This window comes from Paenibacillus glycinis, assembly GCF_009909185.1.
GTDB classification, from domain to species: Bacteria; Bacillota; Bacilli; order Paenibacillales; family Paenibacillaceae; genus Paenibacillus_Z; species Paenibacillus_Z glycinis.
Genome location: NZ_JAAAMV010000037.1, coordinates 38,956 through 61,815 on the forward strand (window position 1 = coordinate 38,956; position 22,860 = coordinate 61,815).

At 46.8% G+C, this 22,860-nt stretch carries 17 protein-coding genes; 12 read left to right on the forward strand and 5 right to left on the reverse strand.

The annotated features are described in order from the left end of the window. Positions 1 to 32: 32 nt before the first annotated feature. The gene (locus GT019_RS30480; protein WP_161747227.1) at positions 33 to 533 is read left to right on the forward strand and encodes a carboxypeptidase-like regulatory domain-containing protein; all 501 of its coding nucleotides are present in this window, start codon (positions 33 to 35) and stop codon (positions 531 to 533) included. A gap of 17 nt (positions 534 to 550) precedes the next feature. Continuing rightward, positions 551 to 1,834, forward strand: a complete 1,284-nt coding sequence (locus tag GT019_RS30485; protein WP_161747228.1) for a glycosyltransferase family 2 protein — start codon at positions 551 to 553, stop codon at positions 1,832 to 1,834. A gap of 140 nt (positions 1,835 to 1,974) precedes the next feature. Here the strand turns inward: GT019_RS30485 and GT019_RS30490 are convergent, their stop codons facing one another. Both GT019_RS30490 and GT019_RS30495 read right to left on the reverse strand, forming a co-directional pair. Next, positions 1,975 to 2,736, reverse strand: coding sequence for a response regulator transcription factor (locus tag GT019_RS30490; protein WP_161747229.1), 762 nt, complete (start codon positions 2,734 to 2,736; stop codon positions 1,975 to 1,977). 4 nt (positions 2,737 to 2,740) lie between these two features. Then, a complete protein-coding gene (locus GT019_RS30495) occupies positions 2,741 to 4,594 on the reverse strand; it encodes a sensor histidine kinase (protein WP_161747230.1) in 1,854 nt (617 codons plus the stop codon). A 212-nt stretch (positions 4,595 to 4,806) separates the two neighbouring features. Here GT019_RS30495 and GT019_RS30500 point away from each other — a divergent pair, with 212 nt between their 5' ends. From GT019_RS30500 to GT019_RS30510, 3 genes are all read left to right on the forward strand, one after another. Next, positions 4,807 to 6,183: an ABC transporter substrate-binding protein gene (locus GT019_RS30500; RefSeq protein ID WP_161747231.1), complete on the forward strand. Its 1,377-nt coding sequence runs from the start codon at positions 4,807 to 4,809 to the stop codon at positions 6,181 to 6,183. 87 nt (positions 6,184 to 6,270) lie between these two features. After that, entirely contained in the window at positions 6,271 to 7,143 is an 873-nt protein-coding gene (locus GT019_RS30505; RefSeq protein WP_161747232.1) for a carbohydrate ABC transporter permease, read from the forward strand. After that, entirely contained in the window at positions 7,140 to 7,964 is an 825-nt protein-coding gene (locus GT019_RS30510; protein ID WP_328804079.1) for a carbohydrate ABC transporter permease, read from the forward strand. Before GT019_RS30505 ends, GT019_RS30510 begins: the two co-directional genes overlap by 4 nt. Positions 7,965 to 8,202: 238 nt before the next feature. Here GT019_RS30510 and GT019_RS30515 read toward each other — a convergent pair whose 3' ends face one another. Both GT019_RS30515 and GT019_RS30520 read right to left on the reverse strand, forming a co-directional pair. Then, positions 8,203 to 9,642: an alpha-L-fucosidase gene (locus GT019_RS30515; protein WP_161747233.1), complete on the reverse strand. Its 1,440-nt coding sequence runs from the start codon at positions 9,640 to 9,642 to the stop codon at positions 8,203 to 8,205. Continuing rightward, positions 9,639 to 11,732 carry a beta-galactosidase gene (locus GT019_RS30520; protein WP_328804083.1) on the reverse strand — a complete coding sequence of 698 codons (2,094 nt, stop codon included), beginning with the start codon at positions 11,730 to 11,732 and terminating at the stop codon, positions 9,639 to 9,641. The genes GT019_RS30515 and GT019_RS30520 overlap by 4 nt, the downstream gene beginning before the upstream one ends. Positions 11,733 to 11,901: 169 nt before the next feature. Here GT019_RS30520 and GT019_RS30525 point away from each other — a divergent pair, with 169 nt between their 5' ends. The 5 genes from GT019_RS30525 (at position 11,902) to GT019_RS30545 (ending at position 18,781) form a co-directional block, all read left to right on the forward strand. Further along, positions 11,902 to 13,551 (forward strand): extracellular solute-binding protein, encoded by a 1,650-nt coding sequence (locus GT019_RS30525; RefSeq protein ID WP_161747235.1) that lies wholly within the window; start codon positions 11,902 to 11,904, stop codon positions 13,549 to 13,551. Positions 13,552 to 13,638: 87 nt separating this feature from the next. Next, a complete protein-coding gene (locus GT019_RS30530; RefSeq protein ID WP_235949614.1) occupies positions 13,639 to 14,550 on the forward strand; it encodes an ABC transporter permease in 912 nt (303 codons plus the stop codon). A gap of 18 nt (positions 14,551 to 14,568) precedes the next feature. Then, positions 14,569 to 15,438 (forward strand): carbohydrate ABC transporter permease, encoded by an 870-nt coding sequence (locus tag GT019_RS30535; RefSeq protein ID WP_161747236.1) that lies wholly within the window; start codon positions 14,569 to 14,571, stop codon positions 15,436 to 15,438. Positions 15,439 to 15,468: 30 nt separating this feature from the next. Then, positions 15,469 to 17,223 (forward strand): cache domain-containing sensor histidine kinase, encoded by a 1,755-nt coding sequence (locus GT019_RS30540; protein ID WP_161747237.1) that lies wholly within the window; start codon positions 15,469 to 15,471, stop codon positions 17,221 to 17,223. Further along, positions 17,204 to 18,781, forward strand: coding sequence for a response regulator transcription factor (locus tag GT019_RS30545; protein ID WP_161747238.1), 1,578 nt, complete (start codon positions 17,204 to 17,206; stop codon positions 18,779 to 18,781). Before GT019_RS30540 ends, GT019_RS30545 begins: the two co-directional genes overlap by 20 nt. A 142-nt stretch (positions 18,782 to 18,923) precedes the next feature. Here GT019_RS30545 and GT019_RS30550 read toward each other — a convergent pair whose 3' ends face one another. After that, complete coding sequence (locus tag GT019_RS30550; protein ID WP_161747239.1) at positions 18,924 to 19,751, reverse strand: AraC family transcriptional regulator; 828 nt, start codon at positions 19,749 to 19,751, stop codon at positions 18,924 to 18,926. A 339-nt stretch (positions 19,752 to 20,090) separates the two neighbouring features. Between GT019_RS30550 and GT019_RS30555 the strand changes: the two genes are divergently transcribed. Together GT019_RS30555 and GT019_RS30560 are read left to right on the forward strand one after the other, a co-directional pair. Continuing rightward, positions 20,091 to 21,821 carry a type 2 periplasmic-binding domain-containing protein gene (locus tag GT019_RS30555; protein WP_161747240.1) on the forward strand — a complete coding sequence of 577 codons (1,731 nt, stop codon included), beginning with the start codon at positions 20,091 to 20,093 and terminating at the stop codon, positions 21,819 to 21,821. 114 nt (positions 21,822 to 21,935) lie between these two features. After that, the gene (locus tag GT019_RS30560; protein WP_235949615.1) at positions 21,936 to 22,847 is read left to right on the forward strand and encodes an ABC transporter permease; all 912 of its coding nucleotides are present in this window, start codon (positions 21,936 to 21,938) and stop codon (positions 22,845 to 22,847) included. Positions 22,848 to 22,860 lie beyond the last annotated feature (13 nt).

A 22,860-nucleotide genomic window follows, 5' to 3' on the forward strand; every position in this document is an offset into this window, starting at 1 on the left:
CTAGACGACAAGATAGAGAGGCTGAAGAAAATATGCAATCAGAAAAAGTTTCCGTGAAGAAAACGCTGAAGAAGGGCAAAACCTTTTTGGCTATGATGTCTCTGGGTATGGCGGTGTTAGTCTTCGCGCTTTTCGGGCTGAATCAAACGGCATTTGAAGCGTACGGTGCGGCGAGTGCAACAAGCACGTATGTAACGATGTCGGGGCATGTGACGAACGAAAGCGGTAAGCTGGTACCGAATGTGCAGGTCAGTATCGCAACGCAAGTGGATGTGATAGACAAAAAGACCCATAAGCACACGCTTGTATGGAAAACGGCAGGTACGGCTTTAACGGATAAGAAGGGCTATTATTATCTCAGTGTAAAACGCCCGGCCACGGATCTCGTCATTGTGAAATGGATCCGCAAAGGTACGACGAAACCGGTCATTAAGCATACATTCAAAATTAAAAGGAACAGTCCAGGCTTCTCGTTCAGTTTAAAAACGAACAAGTCCTTTACTCAACTCGCGACGCTTGCGTTCAGCTACTAAACCTAAGGTGGGAGCAAATGTCTGTAAACGCGGATATTTTCATTGTGATTTTCGGATTAATCTCTCTCTATTACTTGGTGATGTATATATGGTCGTTTAAGAAGTTCAAGACGCCTGCTCCCGATCACGATGCATTCGGATTCGTTTTGCTTGTACCTGCTTTGAATGAGGCCATGGTTATTGGCGATACATGCGCGCAGATGAAGAAACTTCGTGCTCGATTGCATGTTGTGGTTATTGACGATGGCTCCGATGATGGAACGGGTGACATGGTTCGCGCGCACGCAGGGGATCGGATTCATTTGTTCGAACGTAGGAGTCCCGAAGCGCGCCAAGGGAAGGGAATGGCCCTAAACATGGCGTATGCGTGGGCTCAAACGCAATTTAAGGACTGGTTTCCGGATTTGAATGACGATCAAATCATTGTTGGCGTAACGGATGCAGACGTATACTTACATCAGAATGTAATCAGCGAGGTAACGGCCGCGTTTCAATCCGCATCGGACGTCGGAGCCGTACAAGCTCCAGTGTCGATTAAAGGAGCGAACGAGAGTCTGTGGTTGCTTATGCAGGACATTGAATTTCGGGCGTTTTTTCATTTTATTCAGAAAGCTCGAAACTGGATTTCTTCGGTCGCGATGGGGGGGAATGGGCAGTTTACCCGCTATCGTGCGATGAAGACGTTGGGTGATCGTCCATGGAGTCGAGCTTTAACGGAAGACATTGACTTGGGCATGGCCTTGACGGGTCAAGGCCAACGCATTTGTTTTACTGGTCAAACACCTGTGGTACAGCATGGGTTAACTAATTTCAGGAGCTTATTGAAGCAGCGATCAAGGTGGGTTCAAGGGCACTATCAAGTATGGAAACGAATCGGCGCATTGTGGCGCAGCGATAGCCGCCTCATAACCAAGCTGGATGCTACGCTTTATCTAATGATGATTGTCATCCCTTTAATTCTGGCAGCTGATTATGCCGTGGGGATCGCTTCTATATTCGGCTGGGTTTACACCTACAGTGACACGATGAGTTGGCTTGGACAGTTTGGCAGTTGGGTTCCGGTAACCGTTCAGCTTCTCATGGCGTTCTCCATTCAGCTGATCTTCCTACCGTCATACGGCAGAGCAGCCGGAATTAAAATTCCTTGGTATGCCGCTCCTGGATTAGTGGCTGCCTTTTCGATCTACACGGCGGCCGTATGGATAGCGGCCTCAGGTATCGCCTTCTATAGAATGGCAACGGGTCAATGGGAGTGGATTAAAACGGAGCGCGAGGCAATTTCGACGAAAATGTCGGCATAAGGAAGATTGAAAATACAGCCCTCTTAACGGATGATTAAACATCTGTTAAGAGGGCTCTTCAGGATCGAATTCCGATTTTCGTGGCGTACCGCGACAGTGAGAGATGAAACGGTAACAGCTGTCAGGAGAGTGACCGATCTTCATTGTTCTAAGCGATTTCTATACTCTTTAGGCGCTAATCCGGTCAATTGTTTAAAGATGCGGCTGAAATAAAACGGGTCGGGATAGCCAACCGCTGCTCCGACTTCTTTCACGGAGAGTTCTTTTTTCAATGACAGTAAATGTTTCGCTTCGTTTATTCTAAGCGACATAATGTACTTTGAAGGCGTTTCTCCTGCGTATTTTAAGAAAGACTTGCTTAAATGCGGCGCGTTAATGTTGAATTGCTTTGCTATATCTTCCAAACTCAATTCTCGGGAGTAGTTGGATTTAATAAACTCCGCTACGGTATTTACGATGTCCTCTGGGGAGTATTTCCGATTCGCTAATGGATTCGGTGATTTTAACGCCATTCTTTCGTTCTCAAAAATCATTTTTAACTTTGAAAGAACCTGTTCAAGTTCTTTCTTTTTGACGGGTTTGAGGAGGTAATCAATAACGTTCATTTTTAAAGCTTGTCGCGCGTATTCAAACTCACTGAAACCGCTGATGATAACTTTTTTTACCTGAGGGTAGTCTCTTTCCACTATGTTTATCAATTCGATTCCATCCATAACCGGCATGGTAATATCGGTCACGATCATATCGGGCACTTGGACATTTTTCATATGGTTAAGAGCATATTCTCCATCTCTTGCGGCACAAATCACACGAAATAATTCATCTGTACGCTGAATTTGGTCAACAAGAGTTTTAAGCAATAAAGGTTCGTCTTCGGCTACGATTACATGAATCGGATTCATGCAATTACACCTCCTTTTTCTTGAAATATAGCGGTCCACCGATTGTAACAACGGCGCCGCGATCCGGTAAATTACGAACATCGAAATACATTTGATTTCCGAAATGCAATTTTAATCGAATGAATACGTTAAGCAATCCCATACCTTGCAACTTTAGCGCCGGAAGAACATTGGTTTGTTCAATATGGCGAAGTTGCGCATAGAACCGAGAGAGTTCTTGCTCATCGAAACCATGGCCATTATCTTTGACTTCAATAATCCAACGATTTTCAACAACTTTGCCGTTGACGGAAATCAGCCAAGGAGGGCTTGTTTTTGTGCCGTATTTCAGGGCATTTTCGACTAGCGGTTGAATGATAATTTTAGGGATATGAATGTGTTGAAGCGAAGTATTGAAATCAATCTTGCAAGTAAGCATATCGCCGTAACGAAGCTTCATGCATGTCAGATACATTTCGGTATAGTGAATCTCTGTTTGCATTTCCACCAAGGAACTATCATCGGCTGCAATATATCTCATCATGTCAGAAAGGTTGTCACACATGAGAATTATTTGGTCATGCATCTTTTCATAGGCCATCGCGCTTATTGTCGCTAAAGAGTTATATAGAAAATGAGGATTCATTTGCGACTGAAGTGCGGTCATCTTGGCTTGGAGTTCTTGCGTGCGCGAAAGCAGCAACTGCTCGAACGATTCTTTCAACCGAGAATTCATCTTAATGAACGATGCGTTCAGCCTGTCCCACTCATTCATTCCGCTATTCAGTTCAACGGTTGCTCCTGAAACGAGAGATTCCAAACTCATTGCTTTTATGGTCTTATTGAGTGAATGTAAAGGTCCTGTAATTTTTTTTGAAGCGTAGTAAGACAAAATAATTAGAAATAATAAGATAATGAATGTCACGAAGATGGCGATTTTTGTGAATTTATTAAGGGGGGACAACAAAGACTTGTTGGAAATCATGACTGCGATACTCCAGTTGGTCAAGTCGGAATGTTCCATCGTCAATAGAATCTTGTCATTCGTGACGGGGTCGTTAATAAACGTTTGTTTATCTGATGAGTTGTTGATGGAAGAATTTTTCTGGATCTGATCTACGATTTGTTGATCTTGTTTAGTTGGAACACGAGGATATACGATTTCCCCGGAATTGGAGTATATGAGTACGCTTTTGAGCGAGGGGTTGTTTTTCTTCAACTGGATAAAGCTTCCAAATATTTTGTCGTAGCTTTGCTTTACTTCTACAATACCCTTGGGCGTGTTGTATTTATCGGAGAAATAACGAAATAAGGATAATGAAACATTGTTTTTCAGACTCAGGGAACCGGTGTCCGAAACTGATACCCTGAATAGTTTCTGTTTCTTGTTTTCATTAACGGCATGAAACCACGGTTGAGAGGGTAAGTCGATGCGCCTCTGGCTATTATCAAAGCCTACCCCGATAGAAACACCGGAAAATAAGTGCAGATACACTTGTTGTACCGGATAAGAAGGACCAACGAGGGCAACCAAAATATCGTAAAGATCCGTTTTAGATTTGTTTAGGCGATTGAGGTCCTGTTCCGGTCCGTAGGGGAGATCCGTATTCGTGCTCGGAAGATCGTACTCTGAGATTCGATCTGAAATCAGATTTGAATACAAGATGCTGACGGATACGGAATCCAGTTTCTGTACCTCTAAATCCAACTGTTTTTGCAGCGACGCGGATAATTCGGAAATGGAGTTAAAAGCTTCCTTTTTCAACAAATTAGATGACCACAAATAAAAAAGCACAAATAATAAAGCGATTCCAATTAATATAATCGACGAGTAAGTAAGAAACAATATCGAACGGATGGAACGCGGTTTTCGTATCAAAATTCATCCCCCGTTCATATAAAACGAATTGCTTCCAATTATGCATCCAGCATGATTTACATGTCAACCCCTAGGCAAGCCTGTCAACTCCCTCGGCAAATTAGTACAAAAAAAATACACAAGCGTGTGCATGGAGCCATTGATAGCGCTTTATTATAATGAAAAGGCAATATGCTGAATGCGGTTACAATACTGAAAAGGGGAGATTGGTTTTGAAAAAAATAGCAAGCACGCTTTTGGTACTTGGTCTAGTTAGCGGCATTCTCGGCGCTTGCGGCACAAATGGAAACAACGAAAATTCGAATTCACCTTCGGATTCCTCGGCTAACCCGACTAATGAATCCGGCACGTCATCGAATGAGAACTCGGCTCCTGCCAAAAAGGACGTAACGTTGTCTTATCTGGCGAGCCAAGACTGGATTAAAGATTCGGAAATGAAGTTGGCCGAAAAATTCGAAGAGCAAACGGGGGTTCACATCGACTACCAGATCGTTCCTTCGGATCAATACTCCAATGTACTTAAAGCGAAGATGGCCGCAGGCGAAGCGCCGGATATATTCGGCGGTCAGAGCGGTAAATTTGATTTGGGACCGCTATACGATGTTGAGAATAATGCAGTCGATTTAACCAACGAAGAATGGGTGAAGCGGGAAGATCCTCTTTACATTGAACAAGCAACTTGGAATTCGAAAGTGTATGCGTTAACAATTTGGGATCCTAGCTCCAGTTGGATTATGGTATACAACAAAAAAATATTTGCAGACCTCGGTCTAAACGTTCCTCATAGCTATGCGGAATTTCTCGCCGCATGCGAAAAAATCAAAGCTTCCGGCGTGACGCCGATTTATGAACCGGTCTCCGACGGTTGGCATCATGTCCTTTGGTTCCCTGAACTTGGCGTAAGATACCAAGAGCAAGATCCCGGCCTCGCCGACAAGTTGATCAAGAATCAAGAAAAGTTCGAGGATGCAGCAGTGCTTGAGCAGTCGCTTACGCAATTTAACGAACTTACGCAAAAGGGGTATTTCGGTGAAAATGCACTTTCCAATACCTACGTCGATACGGAAAAGAATATGGCTGCCGGCAAGTATGCAATGACGCTGTACACGATAGGCTTGCCTGCCCAAATTGAAAGCGCGGTTCCCGGCAGCCATGCATCCGACTACGGGTTCTTCCCAATCCCGCTCAATGACAACCAGGATCTTAATGTCAATCCGGCGGCACCGAGCAAGTTTATTTCCAGCACATCCAAGCATATCGAAGAAGCCAAGCAATATTTCGCTTTCTTGGCACAACCCGAGAATATGCAATATTACCTGGACAACGAGCCGAAATTTACGGCGCTTAACTTTCCAGGAGTCAAAGCCAAATTCAACGCTGACCAACAAGAATTTTTTGATACCTATGGCAAGAAGACAGGAACTGTCTATCAAACGGCTATCAATTACTTCAATCCGCAATGGACAGATATTGGAAAAGACATGTCCGCAATGATGGTCAAACAACTAACACCGAAAGATGTATTGAAGAACATTGATAAAAGAAGGGAACAGCAAGCGAAAACTGCAAAGGACGCGAACTGGAAATAAGAAATGAGACGAGAAAGGGCTCGATCATGACCATGGTTATATCGAGCCTTGTTTCTTGTCTTCTGTAGGGAGGAACGGGACTAATTCATGACTAAACGTATGTATCCTTTTTATTTCATTGCGATTGCATTGGTTTTTTATCTGGTATTCGCCGTAATTCCAAGCTTGATGGGAATTTTTTTGTCCTTTACGGATTGGAACAGCTATTCGAGAGTGACCCATTTTATCGGATTCGATAACTTTGCCACCATCTTTTCTTCCGACGAGAATTACTTGCATGGCATTAAAAATACCATTGTGTTTACGATTTCTACGATCATTTTAAAAACCGTTATTGGTTTGTTTCTAGCTGAGCTCGTGAATAAAAAAATCAAATTTAAAAATCTTCATCGTGTCCTCATATTTATGCCCGCTATAATCCCAATGCTTGTTGTAGGCATCATTTTCAAATCCATTTTTAATCCGGAGTATGGATTGATCAACGAGGCTCTAAGGACGATCGGTTTGGGCCAATGGACGCAACAATGGCTGACGGACGTGCAATGGGCATTTAAATCCATCATTGCGGTCGACGTGTGGAAAGGCACAGGATACATCATGGTTATCTTGTTGGCAGGCCTTCAGTCCATTTCGCATTCATATTATGAGGCGGCGGAAATTGACGGGGCAACTGCAATGATGAAGTTCAGATTTATCACGCTCCCCCTGCTCTTGCCTGCACTAACCGTTACAACGGTATTAAATCTACTTTACGGCCTTAAAATTTTCGATACGGTTTATGTGCTTACAAATGGAGGACCAGGTTACACGACGGATGTCGTATATACGCAGGTGTTCAGTCAGTTTTCTCTCGGGAGCTACGGTGTAGGTACGGCTTTAATTACGGTGTTGTTTGTCATTATGACGATTTTAGGATATGTAGCGATCAGGTTAATGTCGAGAGAGGAGTACAACGGGTGATAAAAAGCATAGTTATAAAAAGTCTGATTCAGAATATTACCGTATGGATTATCAGCCTTATTGCTGTTATCCCTGTTTTGCTCATCTTTATAAATGCAGTGAAAACCGTTTCCGAATCCAGTTCGATGAATTTTGCTTTGCCACGCCGGATACAGTTTGAAAATTTCACGACAGTTATAGAAAAAGGGAAGCTGAGCCACTCGTTTTTGAATAGTTTGATGTATTCGAGTATCTCTTCATTCGTTTGTATTTTCATTTCCGCAATGGCTGCTTTTGTTCTGGTTCGCAATAGAACGCGTTTGAACCGATTTTTATATTTATTTATTATCATGGGGATCGCGTTACCGTTAAACTATTTCACTTTAATCGATGTTATGAAATGGACTGAATTACTTAATACCAGAGCGGGGATTATCGTGCTTTATATGGTAACCCAAATTCCGTTTAGTGTATTTATTATTTATGGTTTTATCGGATCATTGCCGAAAGAACTTGACGAGGCGGGCGTTATCGATGGCTGCGGTCCGAAAAGATTGTTCTTTTCAGTGATCTTCCCCATGCTTCAACCGGCAGTAGTTACGGTCTTTATACTTTCCTTCCTTAATACGTGGAATGAGTTTGTATTGCCGCTCTACTACTTGAATAGCGCCCAAAAATGGCCGATGACCTTGGCTGTTTATAATTTCTTCGGACAATTCCAGCAATCGTGGAATCTGGTGAGTGCGGATATTCTATTGACGATTTTGCCGATCGTAATTATTTATTTGCTTGGGCAGCGGTTCATAATTGCAGGTATGACTAACGGGTCCGTAAAAGGTTGAATTAGTTGAAGATCTGTGGTGCGAGAAGAAAGAAAGCAACGACGCCTTTCTGATGCAAGCGGATAAATGCTTCCGTAGAACCGTACCAATGAAGCTCCAGTTCATCTGGAGTTTTTATTTTTTAAAAGGAGTATAGCCTGTATAGGTCTAAGAAAAAAACGACCGCTCCCCAGTAGAATACCGAGAAGCAGTCGCAACTTAGAAGCTATTAATTGATGTCTACTTGACTAGTGGATGGTTATGATGCCGTAACGCTCCGGGGACTCAGATAAACTTCGAATGCCGAGAGAGTAGGGAACCAGCGGGATTCCTCGATCGTCAGTCGAATATGTCTTGCCGAGACCGGCGTGAATCGGCAGATGCGCTTGTAGCCGATGGTCGTGCATTCGATGAGAGGTTTCCAAATACCTTGATCCAGATATTCCAGTCTCACTTTTTCGATTCGTTGACCGGATAACACCTGCTCTTTTAGGACGATCGTATCAAAGGTCTGCTCCTCTTTGAGATCAATCTCGATCGAGGCATGCTCCGTCCCTTCGCGGGGGCACCAAAAGGTATCCTTGTTGCCGTCGAATAGTCGATCAACCGCATGGTTCTCGTTGAGGACTTCCGTTGCCGATGCGTGTGCATTAGAAGCGAGATTATGCTGGAACGTAGAACGGATCGTCTGTCCGAGCTCTGCCATTCGCCTCGCGTCGTTTTCATGAATTAGTCCACGCATATCAGGAGGGAGATTCAGCAGAAACGTCGCATTTCCGCCGACTGATTTATAATAAATATTCAATAGCTCCTCCAAGCTCCGAACCTGCTCGTCCTCGGAGGCATGATAGAACCAGCCTGGCCGAATCGACGTATTCACCTCGGCTGGATACCAGATCAGCTTGTCTTTCCCAGCGATGGCATCTCTGCTGCCTAAATTCTCATCGCGGGAATTCGCGCGTTTAGAGAATTCGCCGTCGTCTACATGCTGCGAATTTTCTTGAATTTTCTCGCAATCCTGAAGCTCCGCAGGAACGACGCTCCATTCGGACTCTCGGGTGTGCCCCGCCTCGTTGCCGCACCATCGAACATCGGGACCGCAGACCGATATCACTGCGTTAGGTTGACATTCGCGGATGACCTCATAGTAACCGTCCCAATCATAAACCTGCTTCAGACCATTCGGTCCCTCGCCGCACGCGCCATCGAACCAGACGCAGAAGATATCTCCATATTGAGTCAGTAATTCGCGTAATTGATCTTTGAAATAGTCATTGTACGACGAAGAACCGTAACGCTGATCATGGCGGTCCCATGGAGACAGATAAACCCCGAACCGGATCCCGCCTTCGCGGCAAGCATCGGCGACTTCTTTGACGAGATCTCCGTTCCCGCCGCGCCACGGGCTGTTTTTAACCGAATGCTCCGTGAAGGCGCTGGGCCAGAGGCAGAAGCCGTCATGGTGTTTGCAAGTCAGAATCAACCCTTTCATTCCCGCTGACTTGCAGACGTCCACCCATTGTTTCGCGTCAAACTCCACGGGATTAAAGATCGTTGGATCCTCGTCTCCAAGCCCCCATTCTTTGTCCGTGTAGGTGTTGACACCAAAGTGAATAAAGGAATAAAACTCGAGTTCCTGCCAGGCAAGCTGTCTTGCGGACGGAACGATTCGGGCTGCGTTTTGGATCGGTGAATTCATAGTCGACTCTCCTTTTCGATAGCTGTTTGATTACTCAATAATAGCTCCACTTCATAAGCGTCCAACGTTAACGAATTCACGAAGCTTGTGCCGGATAGAAGCCCGGAGCCCGGGGTTTCGAGCTTCACGGTTTGAGCGGCACCGGTTGTATTCACATAGAGTATAGAGCCGTCTTCCAACGTACGCGCGACTACGCCGATTGGAGTGGCCGGACCGGGCTGTATTCCAAGCGCTGGATAGAAAGACTTTAGGAGTAGTTCAAGAAAATGCGTATTTGCAGGGATAGCAACGTAGACAGCTTCACCCTTACCGTACCGGTTCCGCGTTACAGCCGGTGATTTCTCCAATGTGTTGGAGAATGTCGCCAGAATTTCGGCTGTGCGGATTTCAAGTATTTCATAATAATCGATATCCGGTTGATATTCGCATCCGTCAAGGAAAATGCTCGGTTTCTCACGTTCCAGGCCGAGCTCCGTTTTCTCCAGACCCCCAGCATTTTCTGCAGGGGTATGGCTTCGGGTTCTCATGAATGCGCCGCTGCGAATGCCGAATACGTCGCTAAGCTCTCCGGGCAGCGGCGTGTCGAACACGCGGTTGTGCTCGTTGACTTTTGCAGAATAGGCAGTCATGATAACGGTGCCGCCGTTCTCGGCGAAGGAGCGGATCGTGGCTGCCGATGCCGGGTCCATAACGGCGTGTCCAGGCACGATAAGGATTTTATAGTCCTTACGCAGCTGGCGCAAATTTACGATATTGCAGTCGAGATTGGCAAGCGTAAGGGCTTCATAGGCGTGCAAAACTTGCTGCGTATATTCCGTCTTGTAGAAGCTTCGGTTGCCTGCCATCACTTTCAAGCTTTCGAACGAATAGGCGATGGCGATCTCGGGCTTAATCTTTCTCGGAAGACCGCGATCCTCTAACAGATTAAATTCCTCGGCAATCTGTTTGAACTCCTCGTACTTCCATCCCGGAACGCCGTCATGGTCCACTAGACCAAACAAGTACTGTTCCTCGCCGCCCAGCATCGAGCGCCAGGTCCAGGCGCACACCGCTTGAGCTCTGTGAACGAGGGAGAGGTAAGCGTACATTCTCATAGCTTTTCGAGGTGAACCGTAACCTCCGAAGTCTCCAGTTTGGAATTCAAGGCACCAGATCGGCCGGTCGAGTTCCCCTATCCGGTGATCCATAAAGAAGCATGCCGCTATCAAAGCTCTGCGATCTTCCGGATTGGTGCCAGGATAGAATCCGATCCCGGGAAGATCGATTATGTCCTCGTATTGCTTCAAATAGTCGAACCCGTACCCTGGGTTTTCGGACCAATGATTCGTCGATTCCCGCACATCCGGCGCCAATTGTCTGACAAGCTTGCTTAAATCGTGCATATAGGTTAAGGTTTCGTCGGAATAGAAGCGCCACATATCCAGTAATCGTTCCGGAGAGCCTTGAATGGAGCCGGAGACGGGCAATACGACGTCGTTAAAGCTGCTCAGCTTGCGGGACCATCGTTGAGTCGTCCACGCCAGATTCAGTTGTTCGATGGTGTTATATTTGTTCCTTAACCAAGCCTCGAATCGGTCTCGGGCCTTGTAGGAATAAGACGGCGAGCCCGAGCCGAGTTCGTTGCATAAGCCGAAGGCATAAAGCGCCGGGTGATTGCGATAGCGACGTACTAGTCGTTCTGCGAACTTGAAAGCATATTCCTGAAAAGTCGGATGGCCGATGTCATCCATATATCTCGTTTGCGCTTCTAAGCGAATACCGCTCGGATCCGAAAGATCAATCTCGGGATATTTCTTATGCAGCCATGTCGGCGCGGGGCGGGTCGCGATATCAAGGACGACCCGGATACCTGCTTCATGGAAAAGATCCATCACCTCATCGAACCACTCGAATGTATAATTTCCCTCGGCAGGTTCAAAGCTATCCCAGCACAAATGCCCAAGCCGAACGATCTTGAACGAAGCCTTTCGCATGAGATCAATATCCTGGCTCCATCTTTCCGGAGGCCAATCATGCGGATGGTAATTGGTTCCTGCAAATAACAAAGCTATCACCGCCATATAAAAATATTCAAATACATGAGGTATCATAATCTGTGTAATTATGAAATGAAATATAAGATTTGGCGTGAAGCATATAAAAAAATGAGTTTGATTAATATTAGCCAATATATTTATATAATTCTCTTATTTTTGATATATATGAATTCTGGCGAGGAAAGATATACTAAACCCAGATTCGTTAATGGGAGGTCTTTGGATGAAAAAAAGGTTGACGAAGCGGGCGTGGGTTGGGCTTGTAACGGGAATTGCCCTCATGTCCGTTGTAGGTTGCAGTTCGGCTTCGAACTCTGAGCAAAATGCCCAATCGAACAATGAGGATACGGGAAGCCCCAAAGAGGTGACGATCTCCTTGGGAAGAGTCGTAGGCTCCGATAACAAATTCAAAAACGGAGAGACCATCGAAGATAATGTTCACACCAGATGGGCCAAAGAAAAATTCGGTATCAACTTTAAGGAGGATTGGGCCGTAGGAACCGGAGAAGCGTACACGACTAAGCTTCGTCTTCTGCTTACCTCGAACGAAAAGCTGCCGGACGTCTTTACGTTGAATGATCCGGCGCTGGAGAATCAGATGGTCGATTCCGGAAGAGTCATGGATATTGGCGAAGCCTTCGACAAATACGCTTCGCCTCGAATCAAAGAGCTATACGCCAAGTACCCCGAAGTTTGGAACACCGTATCGTACGACGGCAAACATTACGGCCTTCCTACGTTTAATGCCGTGAGCTCCTTTAGCGTTCTATGGATTCGCAAGGATTGGCTGGATAAACTGGGACTGCAGCCGCCGAAGACCATCGAGGATATGGAGAAGGTTATGGACGCGTTCGTCAACCAGGATCCCGACGGCAACGGAGTCAAAGATACCATCGGATTGTCCATGTCCCTAAAAAAAGGCGTAACGGCCGTAAAGGATTCCTACATGGCATCAAGCGATTTCTTATTCGGCCATTCGGCCATTCCGACATATTGGTCCGAGGGAACTGACGGAAAGCTTCAGTATGGCTCCGTACAGCCGACGGTCAAGGAAGGGCTAGCCAAGCTTAGCGAGTGGATGAAGAAAGGTTATCTCGACAAGGACGCGGGAACGATGGATGAAGCCAAAGCGGCGGAAAGCTTTGTACAAGGTAAATCCGGCATGGTTTTCGGACCTACCTGGATGGCCCAATATCCATTCAACGGCGATATGAAGTTCGATTATGAACCGGTGCCAATCCCGGCGGGTGTTGACGGAAAGATGGGATTCGGCAGCGAGCCGCAATCTTCCGTGCGTTTCTACTTCAGTAAAGATTTCAAAAATATGAAGGCCTTCTTCGACTATTTGGATGCCATAATGGGGCCAGGCTTCTACGATCCATCCTCTGAATTCGCCAACGGTTGGGCGGAGGGATACGATTATGTCCTCGTGGATGGCAAGCCTGTATATGATCCAGCTAAAATTCCGGGCGGTTGGGTTGATGTGAAGAAGTACACGATCTATGGAAACGATATCCAAACGCCGAAAAAAGAGCTTGAAATCATGGCGAAGCTTGGCCGGGGAGAAGCGCCTGAAACCCCGTACGAAAAGTATTTCTCTAGCAGGCCGAAGAAGTGGGCCCAAGCGGCCGCGGTCTTGCAAACCTATATCGACCAAGCCTCGGTCTTCGATCAGTTTACCGGACATCCGACGAAAACAATGGCTCAAAAGGGAGAATTGCTCCGCAAAATGGAGGACGAAACCTTCCTGAAAATTATCTACGGCCAAGAGCCCGTTGATTCGTTCGACAGCTTCGTAGCCAAGTGGAAGGCGTCCGGAGGGGACGACATTACCAAAGAAGCGAACGAGTGGTTCCAAGAGGTACACGAATAAGGAGATGATTTATGGTAGGCTTTACGGTCCTCGTTCGACGTAAGCCTACTGTTTTTTCTTAACGTTGATATGAAGGAGATGTCTTGCATGATGGAGACGAAGAAGGGCAGGAGTAAGATGATTCGGCAACTTCCTCTGCATTTGCTCATCCTGCCGTCCATAATTGGTTTGTTCCTGTTTAATTATTACCCGATGGCTGGGCTCGTCATGGCCTTTGAGGACTTTAAGCCTCGACTCGGTTATCTCCATTCCCCATGGGTCGGGTTGAGCCATTTTGAATACATGTTTACTTATCCGGACAGCGTTCAAGTGATTTGGAATACGCTGCTTATCGCTTCTCTCAAGATAGCGGCCAATATTGCGGTACCAATCGTTTTCGCCCTGCTCCTCAATGAAGTTCGCGCTTTGTTTTTTAAGCGATTCGTCCAGACGCTCGTTTACCTTCCGCATTTTCTTTCCTGGGTTATTTTAGGCGGCATCTTGACGGATATGCTGGGCAACAAAGGGATCGTAAATCACTTATTATTTAATCTGGGTGCCGATCCTGTCTTTTTCCTGGGGAACGGGACTTGGTTCAGAATTACGGTCGTGGTTAGCGATATTTGGAAAGAATTCGGATTCTCCACGATTATCTATCTTGCGGCGATGAGCGGCATCAATATGTCGTTGTACGAAGCAGCGGAAATGGACGGCGCGAGCCGCTTCAAACAAACATTTCATGTCACCTTGCCGGCGCTGGTACCGGTAATTCTGGTAGTCGGAACGTTGGCGCTGGGCAACATCCTGAATGCCGGCTTCGACCAAATTTTCAATTTGTACAATCCGCTCGTTTATCGAGAAGGAGATATTATCGATACCTTCGTATATCGGATCGGCCTCATGAACGGTTCGTTCAGCTTCGCGACTGCCGTTGGCTTGTTCAAGTCCGCCGTCGGTCTCGTTCTGATCGTCCTGGCTTATCGGCTTGCCTACCGCTTTGGCAATTACCGAATTTTTTGAGTAAAGGAGGCTAATCGTATGTATCGAAAAACAATCGCATATCGTTGGTTTACTGGTTTTAACGCGACATTGCTCACTTTAATCTCCATTCTGTGTATATTGCCGCTTGTCCATGTTGCAGCCGTATCGCTCAGTTCAAGCTCGGCTGCAAGCGCCAACCAAGTTTTTTTTTGGCCGGTCGGCTTTAATGCGGAAGCCTATACTCGAACGCTTGAGAATCCTATATTCCTGCATTCGCTGCTCAAATCCGTGGAGAGAACGCTGTCAGGGACTCTACTCTCTATGGCTTTGACCGTGACGGCGGCATATGTTCTATCGCGAACGTTTTCCGGACGAGCTTTTTATTCCTGGTTTTTCGTCTTTACGATGCTGTTTAACGGTGGTTTAATCCCCACTTATTTGGTTGTGACGAATCTTAACTTGACCAATACGATGTGGGCGCTGATCCTGCCTTCTGCCGTGAACGTTTATAACACGATCCTGATGATGCAATTTTTCCGCGCTATACCCAAGGAACTGGAGGAAGCGGCCCATATGGACGGAGCTGGATATTTGCGATCTTTGGTGACCATTTATCTCCCGCTATCTCTACCTTCCTTGGCCACCTTATCGTTGTTTGCGATGGTCTGGCACTGGAATTCGTGGTTTGACGGATTGATTTATATCACCGATTATCGACATTACCCGCTTGCAACGTTTTTACAGACGATCATCCAGGGCGGCGACATGCGAAATACGAACATCGATCCCGGGACGCTGCAGGTCTTGTCTGAAAGAACGGTTCGTTCTTCTCAAATTCTGATCGGAGCACTACCGATCTTGCTTGTTTATCCGTTCTTGCAACGCTTTTTCGTTCACGGGTTGACGATGGGGGCCGTCAAGGAATAAAGTTAGGCAAAAACCAGGGAGCCGAAGAGAATGAACAGCCAGGAACGCAGTCTTTTTTCCAAGCTAGTCGTTTCGCTCATTTTATTGCTACTTCCCGTATTGATTTTGTTATTGTATTCCAATAGAGTCAATGAAAAAGTAATAACCGGGCAAATTAAGCAGTCGAGTATCGGTCAGCTGTCGACCTTGGCCGTGCAGATGGATAATGTACTTCTGCAACTCGAGACCTTCTCGCGAATTTTGATTCGCGATCCGAACGTCATTGAATTTCAGGATTTATCCTTGCTTGATTCCGGATATTACGATCGAATCAAAAAAATCAAAACCATTCAGGATAAGCTATACCTGCAAAGCGCCTCTGCGGATTGGGTTCACGATATTACCGTGTATTCTCCTCGATCAGGCCAAACGATATCGACCGTTGACGGCGCTGCATTCGATCCGGAGCGTCTGCAGAAGCTGAGCGAGAAAAATTGGAATTTTGTTTTGCACGATGGGAAGGCCGACGAGCAGGCCAAGCTGATCCACCTGACTGTCGAACCGTACGTTAAGGAAGGCGGGATCAGAAAGGCGAATTCGATTATCGAGATCAGCTTTGACTTGCGCAATATCATCCGGGCTTTAGATCAATTCAAGTCTCAAGGCAACGGTGATGCCTTATTTTATAAGCCGAACGAAGTTTCGTTATCGTCAAGTTCTTGCCCTCCGGATCTTCTTCGGGAAGCTGTGTTCGCATTGAAGCGAACGCAGCTGGCGGATCAGGGCGACATTACATTTCAATGGAATGGCATTTCCTATCTCCTTGCTTATTCCGAGGTGCGGGAACTCGAGGGATATGTAGTAGGCATGGTTCCGCTATCCGAGATTCTGACGCCGTTGCATATGACCAATCGCTTCACCTATCTTGTCCTTGGATTGCTGCTCATCGTTGGCATAGCCGTATCCTGGGTGCTTTACCGCAATGTCCAGGTCCCTTTGCGCGCGCTCGTCAAGGGTGTGCAATTCATCAAAATGGGGAATTACAAACATAGGATCTCGCTACGGGCCAATAATGAATTCCGGCTTATTATCTCCAGATTCAATGAGATGGCAGAGCAGATCCAGCAGCTCATCGAGAACGTGCTGAAGCAGCGCATTCATGCTCGGGAAGCAGAGCTCAAACAATTGCAATCGCAAATCAATCCGCATTTTTTATACAACAGCTTGTCGTACATGATCAGCATGACCAAGCTCAATCGAAAAGATGCGATCTTGGAGATGGCTTATCATTTGTCCGATTATTATCGCTACTCGACCAGGGTGGAGAATCAATTGGTCAAGCTCGAGGAGGAACTTAAGAACGCGGCGGACTATTTAAGCATTCATCGAATGCGGATGAATCGAATTCGCTTTGAAATAGATGTGGAAAACGACATGATGGGCATTGTCGTTCCTCGATTAATCCTTCAACCCATTGTAGAGAATGCATTGATTCACGGAATCGAAGCGCTGGAGGGTGAAGGGGATATCTCGATAACGGGCTATCACTCGGATCATCGGTATTCGCTGATCGTAGACGATAACGGAAGTGCTATGACCAAGGAGCGGCTTTCTATTTTGCAGAAGATGTTAGCAGGTTCCAACGACGAATGGTCGAATAGCTGCGGCTTGCGAAACGTGCATCGACGGCTTCAGCTTCGTTATGGAAACGAATCCGGTTTAAGGCTTTCGATAAACGCTGCATCGGGACTTCGGGTAGAGCTTCTATGGAGAGAGGAGGGCGACGGTGAAACTGCTGATTGTTGACGATGAGGAGCATATGGTTGAGAGCATGATCGCAAGCATAGCTTGGGAAGAGACGGGCATTACCGACGTCTTTCCCGCCTATTCCGGCAGGCAGGCACTTGACGTCATCGACAGGGAGGAGCCGGACATTGTCATAACCGATGTTCGAATGCCCGGCATGAGCGGCATTGAGCTCATACGCGCAATCAATAGCAAACGGCCCCATATTAGATGCATGCTGCTTACAGGCCATGCAGAGTTTGAATACGCTCAAGAGGGGTTGAAGCACAAGGCTTCACATTATTTGCTCAAGCCCGTCAAGGATGCCGAGTTGCTCGCTGCCGTGAAAGAAACGGTAGATACGTTGCTATCGGAACGGGAGCGGATGAGGGAATACGTACAGTCGAAGGCGATGGTGCACCGCAACCTGCCTTCCTTGCGTTCCAATTTACTGAACAATCTGATTCAGGGTCGATCTTGGCCGGAACGAAAATTAGCCGAGCAATTGCTTTTATACCGTATCCCGATCCGGATCGGCGACACCGTATCGTTGATCCTGATTCGCATCGAGGATTACGACCATCGTTACCGTCCTGCAGATATGATGGTAATGGGCTTTGCCGTGACGAACATTATCGAGGAAATGCTGGCTGACGTTTACGAGAGCTGGAACTGCGAGGATTTGTATGGCCATATCTTGTTCGTCGTGAACCGCAGAGCGGAGATGAGGAACGAGCGAGATCTAGAACGACTCGCAGACGAGATGCGGCGAATCGTCAGTCAATTGCTTCATCTGACCATTTCCGTCATTCTGTCACCGCTAGGAACGTTTCCCGCTTTCGTCGAAGATCTGTACCAACGCTGCGTGGCCACGGTACGTTCTCAAATCGGTTACGACAGCGATCTTGTGGTCCGGCTTAGCGGAGATAGCGAGAAGCCGGTGTCCCATGTCGTTGCCTCGTTATATTCACCGCCTTTGTTAGCGCACTTGCTCGAAGCAGGAAATTGGAGTGCCGCAAGCCAAAAGCTGGAGGAAATATTTTGCGAATGGCGGAGGAAGTATTCTGGTTCGAAGGAGCATTTGTCCGAGATTCATTATTCGTTAAAGTCTGCGTACTCCTACTTTGTGCATAAATGCGGCAGACTGCTCGCGGATTATGATTTGCAGGCGGAAATGGATATAAAAGGCGCGGGCGAACTGGAGTATTGGGCCAAAAGCTTGCTGGACAGGCTGCAGGGAGAGATGAACACGGAGTTATCCGAATCCCGTCATTCGCTTGTGGCTCAAATTCAGCAATTCGTCCAGGAGCATTTATCGGAAGATGTCTCGCTTCAGGCAATAGCCAATCACGTCTATATGCATCCCACGCATGTATCGAAAGTATTCAAACGAGAAACAGGGGAGAATCTTTCCGACTGCTTGCTGCGATTGCGGATGGAGAGGGCCGTATTTTTGCTGAAGGAAAGCCGACACAAAATTTATGAAGTGGCGAGCCTTTCAGGCTATAGAAACCCGACGTACTTCATCAAGGTGTTTAAGGAACATTTTGGCGTTACGCCGCAAGAATTCAGGGATTGATTCCTGACACGCCGCCTGGATGTCATCATTTTAAGCCGAGACCGGCTCACAACGGTCTCGGCTTTATTGGCGTTCTCGGTGCTCCTGTCGATGAGTTCGACCGTTGTGTGCGCATGCTCGGCGGCAGATAAATAACGCGTTGTTATTCATGATTATGATGGATATTCCTATACTGACCCGGAGGTATGTTTTCAAGTTTGCGAAAGGAAGAAACAAAATGGCTCGTATCCAGAAAGCCGACCAACAAGCCGATCGCCTTAATGGTGAGTTTTTCTTCGTTGATTAAAAATTCCTTTGCTTTCAGAATGCGAAGGTGGATGAGATATTGATAAGGGCTCATCCCCGTGGCCGTTCGAAAAAGGAAGTTCAATTGTTGGGGGCTGACACCGGCATAATCGGCCATATGGGTCAACCCAAGATTGGGATCGGAATAGTTCTCGTCAAGGAATCGGAAAAGGGGCATCAACCTGAGATTATGCTGGGAAAGCGAACGTTGATTGTCGACTTGTCCGTATCGCTTCAGATTGATCAGAAATCGATAGACGAACGCGGAACCGTCCATTCCGTTGAAATCCAAGTTTCGCAAGGCCAAATTTCGGCTTCTTTTATGCAAGGAAGACAGCGGAGAATGGGGTTCCCATTGAATAACGGTCGAAGTTGCCAGACCCAGAGAAGAAACAATAAAAGGGGCGTAATTCCCATTGAACGTAATATACCAGGTCGACCAAGGATGCGTAAGCGTTACATAACGGTGTGGAACGTGCGGCGGCAACAGAACGCCTTGATTCTCGGACAAGGTGATCGTTTTACCCGAACATTCGAACAAACCTTTTCCGCCGGTAGTCTGCAGCCAATGGTAACAGTGGTAACCATCCGGTCGGACGAATTCCTCCTGCCATTCATTCCAGCCCATTAATTCAATGAAGATAGGGAGGGTACGATCCAAGGTCGTCACCAGCATCTGTTTCATGTAGTGCTGCAACGGATCACCGACTTTCATTTTTTTATATGTTATAAGAATTATACAAGATTTTATATCGGTGAGTCATCCTTTATTATTTAGTTGAGAGTAAGAGGAAGGTTGTCCTTATAAGGTGAGTAAATGGTTCGTAGTAGCGGATTATGAATAGAGGCATTATACGAGAATAAAATGGAAGCGTTTACAAATGGAGAGGGATGCCATTGGCGTGCTACGGCTGCAATTCGCAGGAGATGAAATCAAATATTTATATGAAAGGATGTGGAGGTGGCTGGTACATGACATTCGGGGAAGACACTATGAAAGGAGGGGATTCCGTGCCCGTGAAGCTTGGCACAGCATATCGAGGATAATCAAATCGAAAAAGGGGTGTTTGCGTTGAAAGCAAAAAAATGGCTATCGCTATTCCTAGCTGCTACTATGCTTCTCGTTCTGCTTGCCGCTTGTTCTCAAAATAATTCTGGCAGCGCTTCCAGTTCCAATGACAGTTCCAACTCATCCGGTTCACAACCGGCATCCAACAGCTCCAAGCCTGTTTCCGTGAATTTATTCGCCGGTACGTCCAGCTTCAACGGTAACCTGGATACCAACTGGTTCACGAAATATGCGGAAGAAAAGTTTAATATCGATATTAACTGGACCGTCGTGCCTAATACGGACATAGGCACGAAGCAGCCCATTCTTCTGGCAAGCGGTCAATATCCCGATATTTTTTGGGCGGGGTCCTTTAACAACGCTGATTTATTGAAGTACGGCAAGCAAGGCGTGCTAATCCCCTTGAACGATCTCATTCAAAAATATGCTCCAAACGTGTGGAACGCCATTCAGAACACGCCTGCTCTCAAGCAAGGGATATTCGCGCCGGACGGAAACGTCTATGGCTTGCCGTTCTATAATTACTGCTTGCATTGCTATTACTCGCACAAGGTTTGGGTGTATAAGCCGCTGCTGGACAAATACAATCTCAGTCTCCCTGCGACGACGGAGGATTTCGACCATATGCTTGAGGTGTTTAAAGAGAACGGAATTTTGCCTTTAACCGGCTCTACGGACGGCTGGAATTCCGATCCGACTACATTTCTCATGAATTCCTTCATCTACGACGATGGCGGCGATCATCTGAACATTACGGATGGCAAAATCGGATTCTCGCCGATCCAGGATCAGTGGAGGCAAGGGCTTGAATATATTCACGGCCTGTATTCGAAAGGTTTGATTAGCACCGCCGCTTTCACGCAAACCAATGACGTGCTGGCAAAACAGGCGATCAACCATGAGGTCGGCGTGGTTCCTTGGGGTTGTATGAACTGCGTTGTCGGTGCCGACCATATGAGCGACATCGTAAATTGGGAGACGATCCCTCCTTTAGCGGGGCCGGACGGCGTGCAGTATGCCTCGTTCGCAGGAAATGGCGTCAGCGGCGCCGTGTTTGCGATTACGAACAGCGCCAAAGAGGATGAAAAAATCGCGATCATGAAGCTGTTGGATTACATGTGGACGACAGAAGGAACGACGATCGCCAATCTTGGTCCGGAAGGAAAGTATTGGTCCAAAGCCAACGAAGGCGAGAAAGGATTGGTGGGGACTCAGGCAGCGTACAATTTGACATCCCAGCCGCCAAGTCCTTTTACTTGGGGTTGGGACCAGCTGGGGCCGTTCAATCAGTCGGAAGAATGGCGAAACGGCATTGTGGCCAAGCCGCCTTTCGCGACTGACGGTTCCGGTTCGGAGGCCTTGCTTCAGTATTACACCTTAAGGGATTATGCAGGCAAACAACCGAAGGAAGTGGTGCCCGCTTCCATATGGATCAAGCCCGAAGATTCGCAATCCTATGCTCAGTTGAAGACGAGCATCAATAATTATGTAAAGCAATGGACGGCCGAATTCATTGTCGGGCATAAATCCCTTGACAAGGATTGGGATGGCTACGTCTCCGGCGTTAAAAAGCTGGGTCTCGATCAGTACCTCGACATTACCGAATCCGCAATGGTTCAGCCATTCGATACGAGTACGTTCCAGAAAGACGAAGAAGTGGTTAAGTTTCTGGAGTCTATAAAGTAACCCCGGACCAGGTCGACCCCTTCTGACCTTTGATTAGCATGGATTGGCGTCATCCTCTTAAGGGCTCAGGGAGGATGATGCAACTTTTTTTACGAGGGAATGGTGAGTATGAGAATGGGTATTGCGATGAAGAGGAGTATCGTTAGGCATTGGCCGTTATATGTAATTATATCGCTGCCGACAGCCTTCTTGATCGCATTTAGCTATTGGCCGATGTTGGGGGTTCAAATCGCTTTTCGGGAGTATAGCCCGGTACTTGGCGTATGGAAAAGTCCATGGATAGGTCTCCATCAATTCCAATCGTTCATTTCGTCCCCTTATTTTTGGCCGTTAGTTAAAAATACGCTGTCTTTGAGCGTTTACTATATTGCCGTTTCGATCCCGTGCGCGGTGATTCTCGCAATCGCCTTGAACGAAGTGCGGAGCGTGCGATTTAAAAAAGTGGTGCAGATGTTTACGTATGCGCCGTATTTTATTTCGACGGTCATACTCGTCGGCATGATCCAAATCATTCTTTCTCCGACAAGCGGACCGCTTGCGCTCGTTTTCCATCAATTCGGCATATCCAACCCTCCTAATTTGCTGGGAAGCGCAAGCGGATTTTCCTCCATCTATGTGTGGTCCGGAATCTGGCAAGAGACCGGATATGGAGCCGTCATCTATCTTGCGGCGCTTGCGGGCGTGAATCCGGAACTCTATGAGGCGGCGAAAATCGACGGCGCGTCGCGGCTTCAGAAAATTCGGTTCGTGGACCTTCCGGGGATCAGTCCGGCGATTATCATTTTATTGATTTTGAGCGTCGGCGGCTTGTTGAGCGTGGGATTCGAAAAGACATTTCTTCTGCAGAACAATTTGAATTTGAGCAAATCCGAAATCATTTCGACTTACGTCTATAAAACGGGGCTGGTCAATGCCGATTTCAGCTTTGCCTCGGCGATCGGTTTGTTTAACTCCGTCGTCGGATTGATTTTGATCTCGATTGTTAACTATACGGCTCGCAAGGTTTCGGACAGTAGCTTGTTTTAAGGAAGGAGGGGAA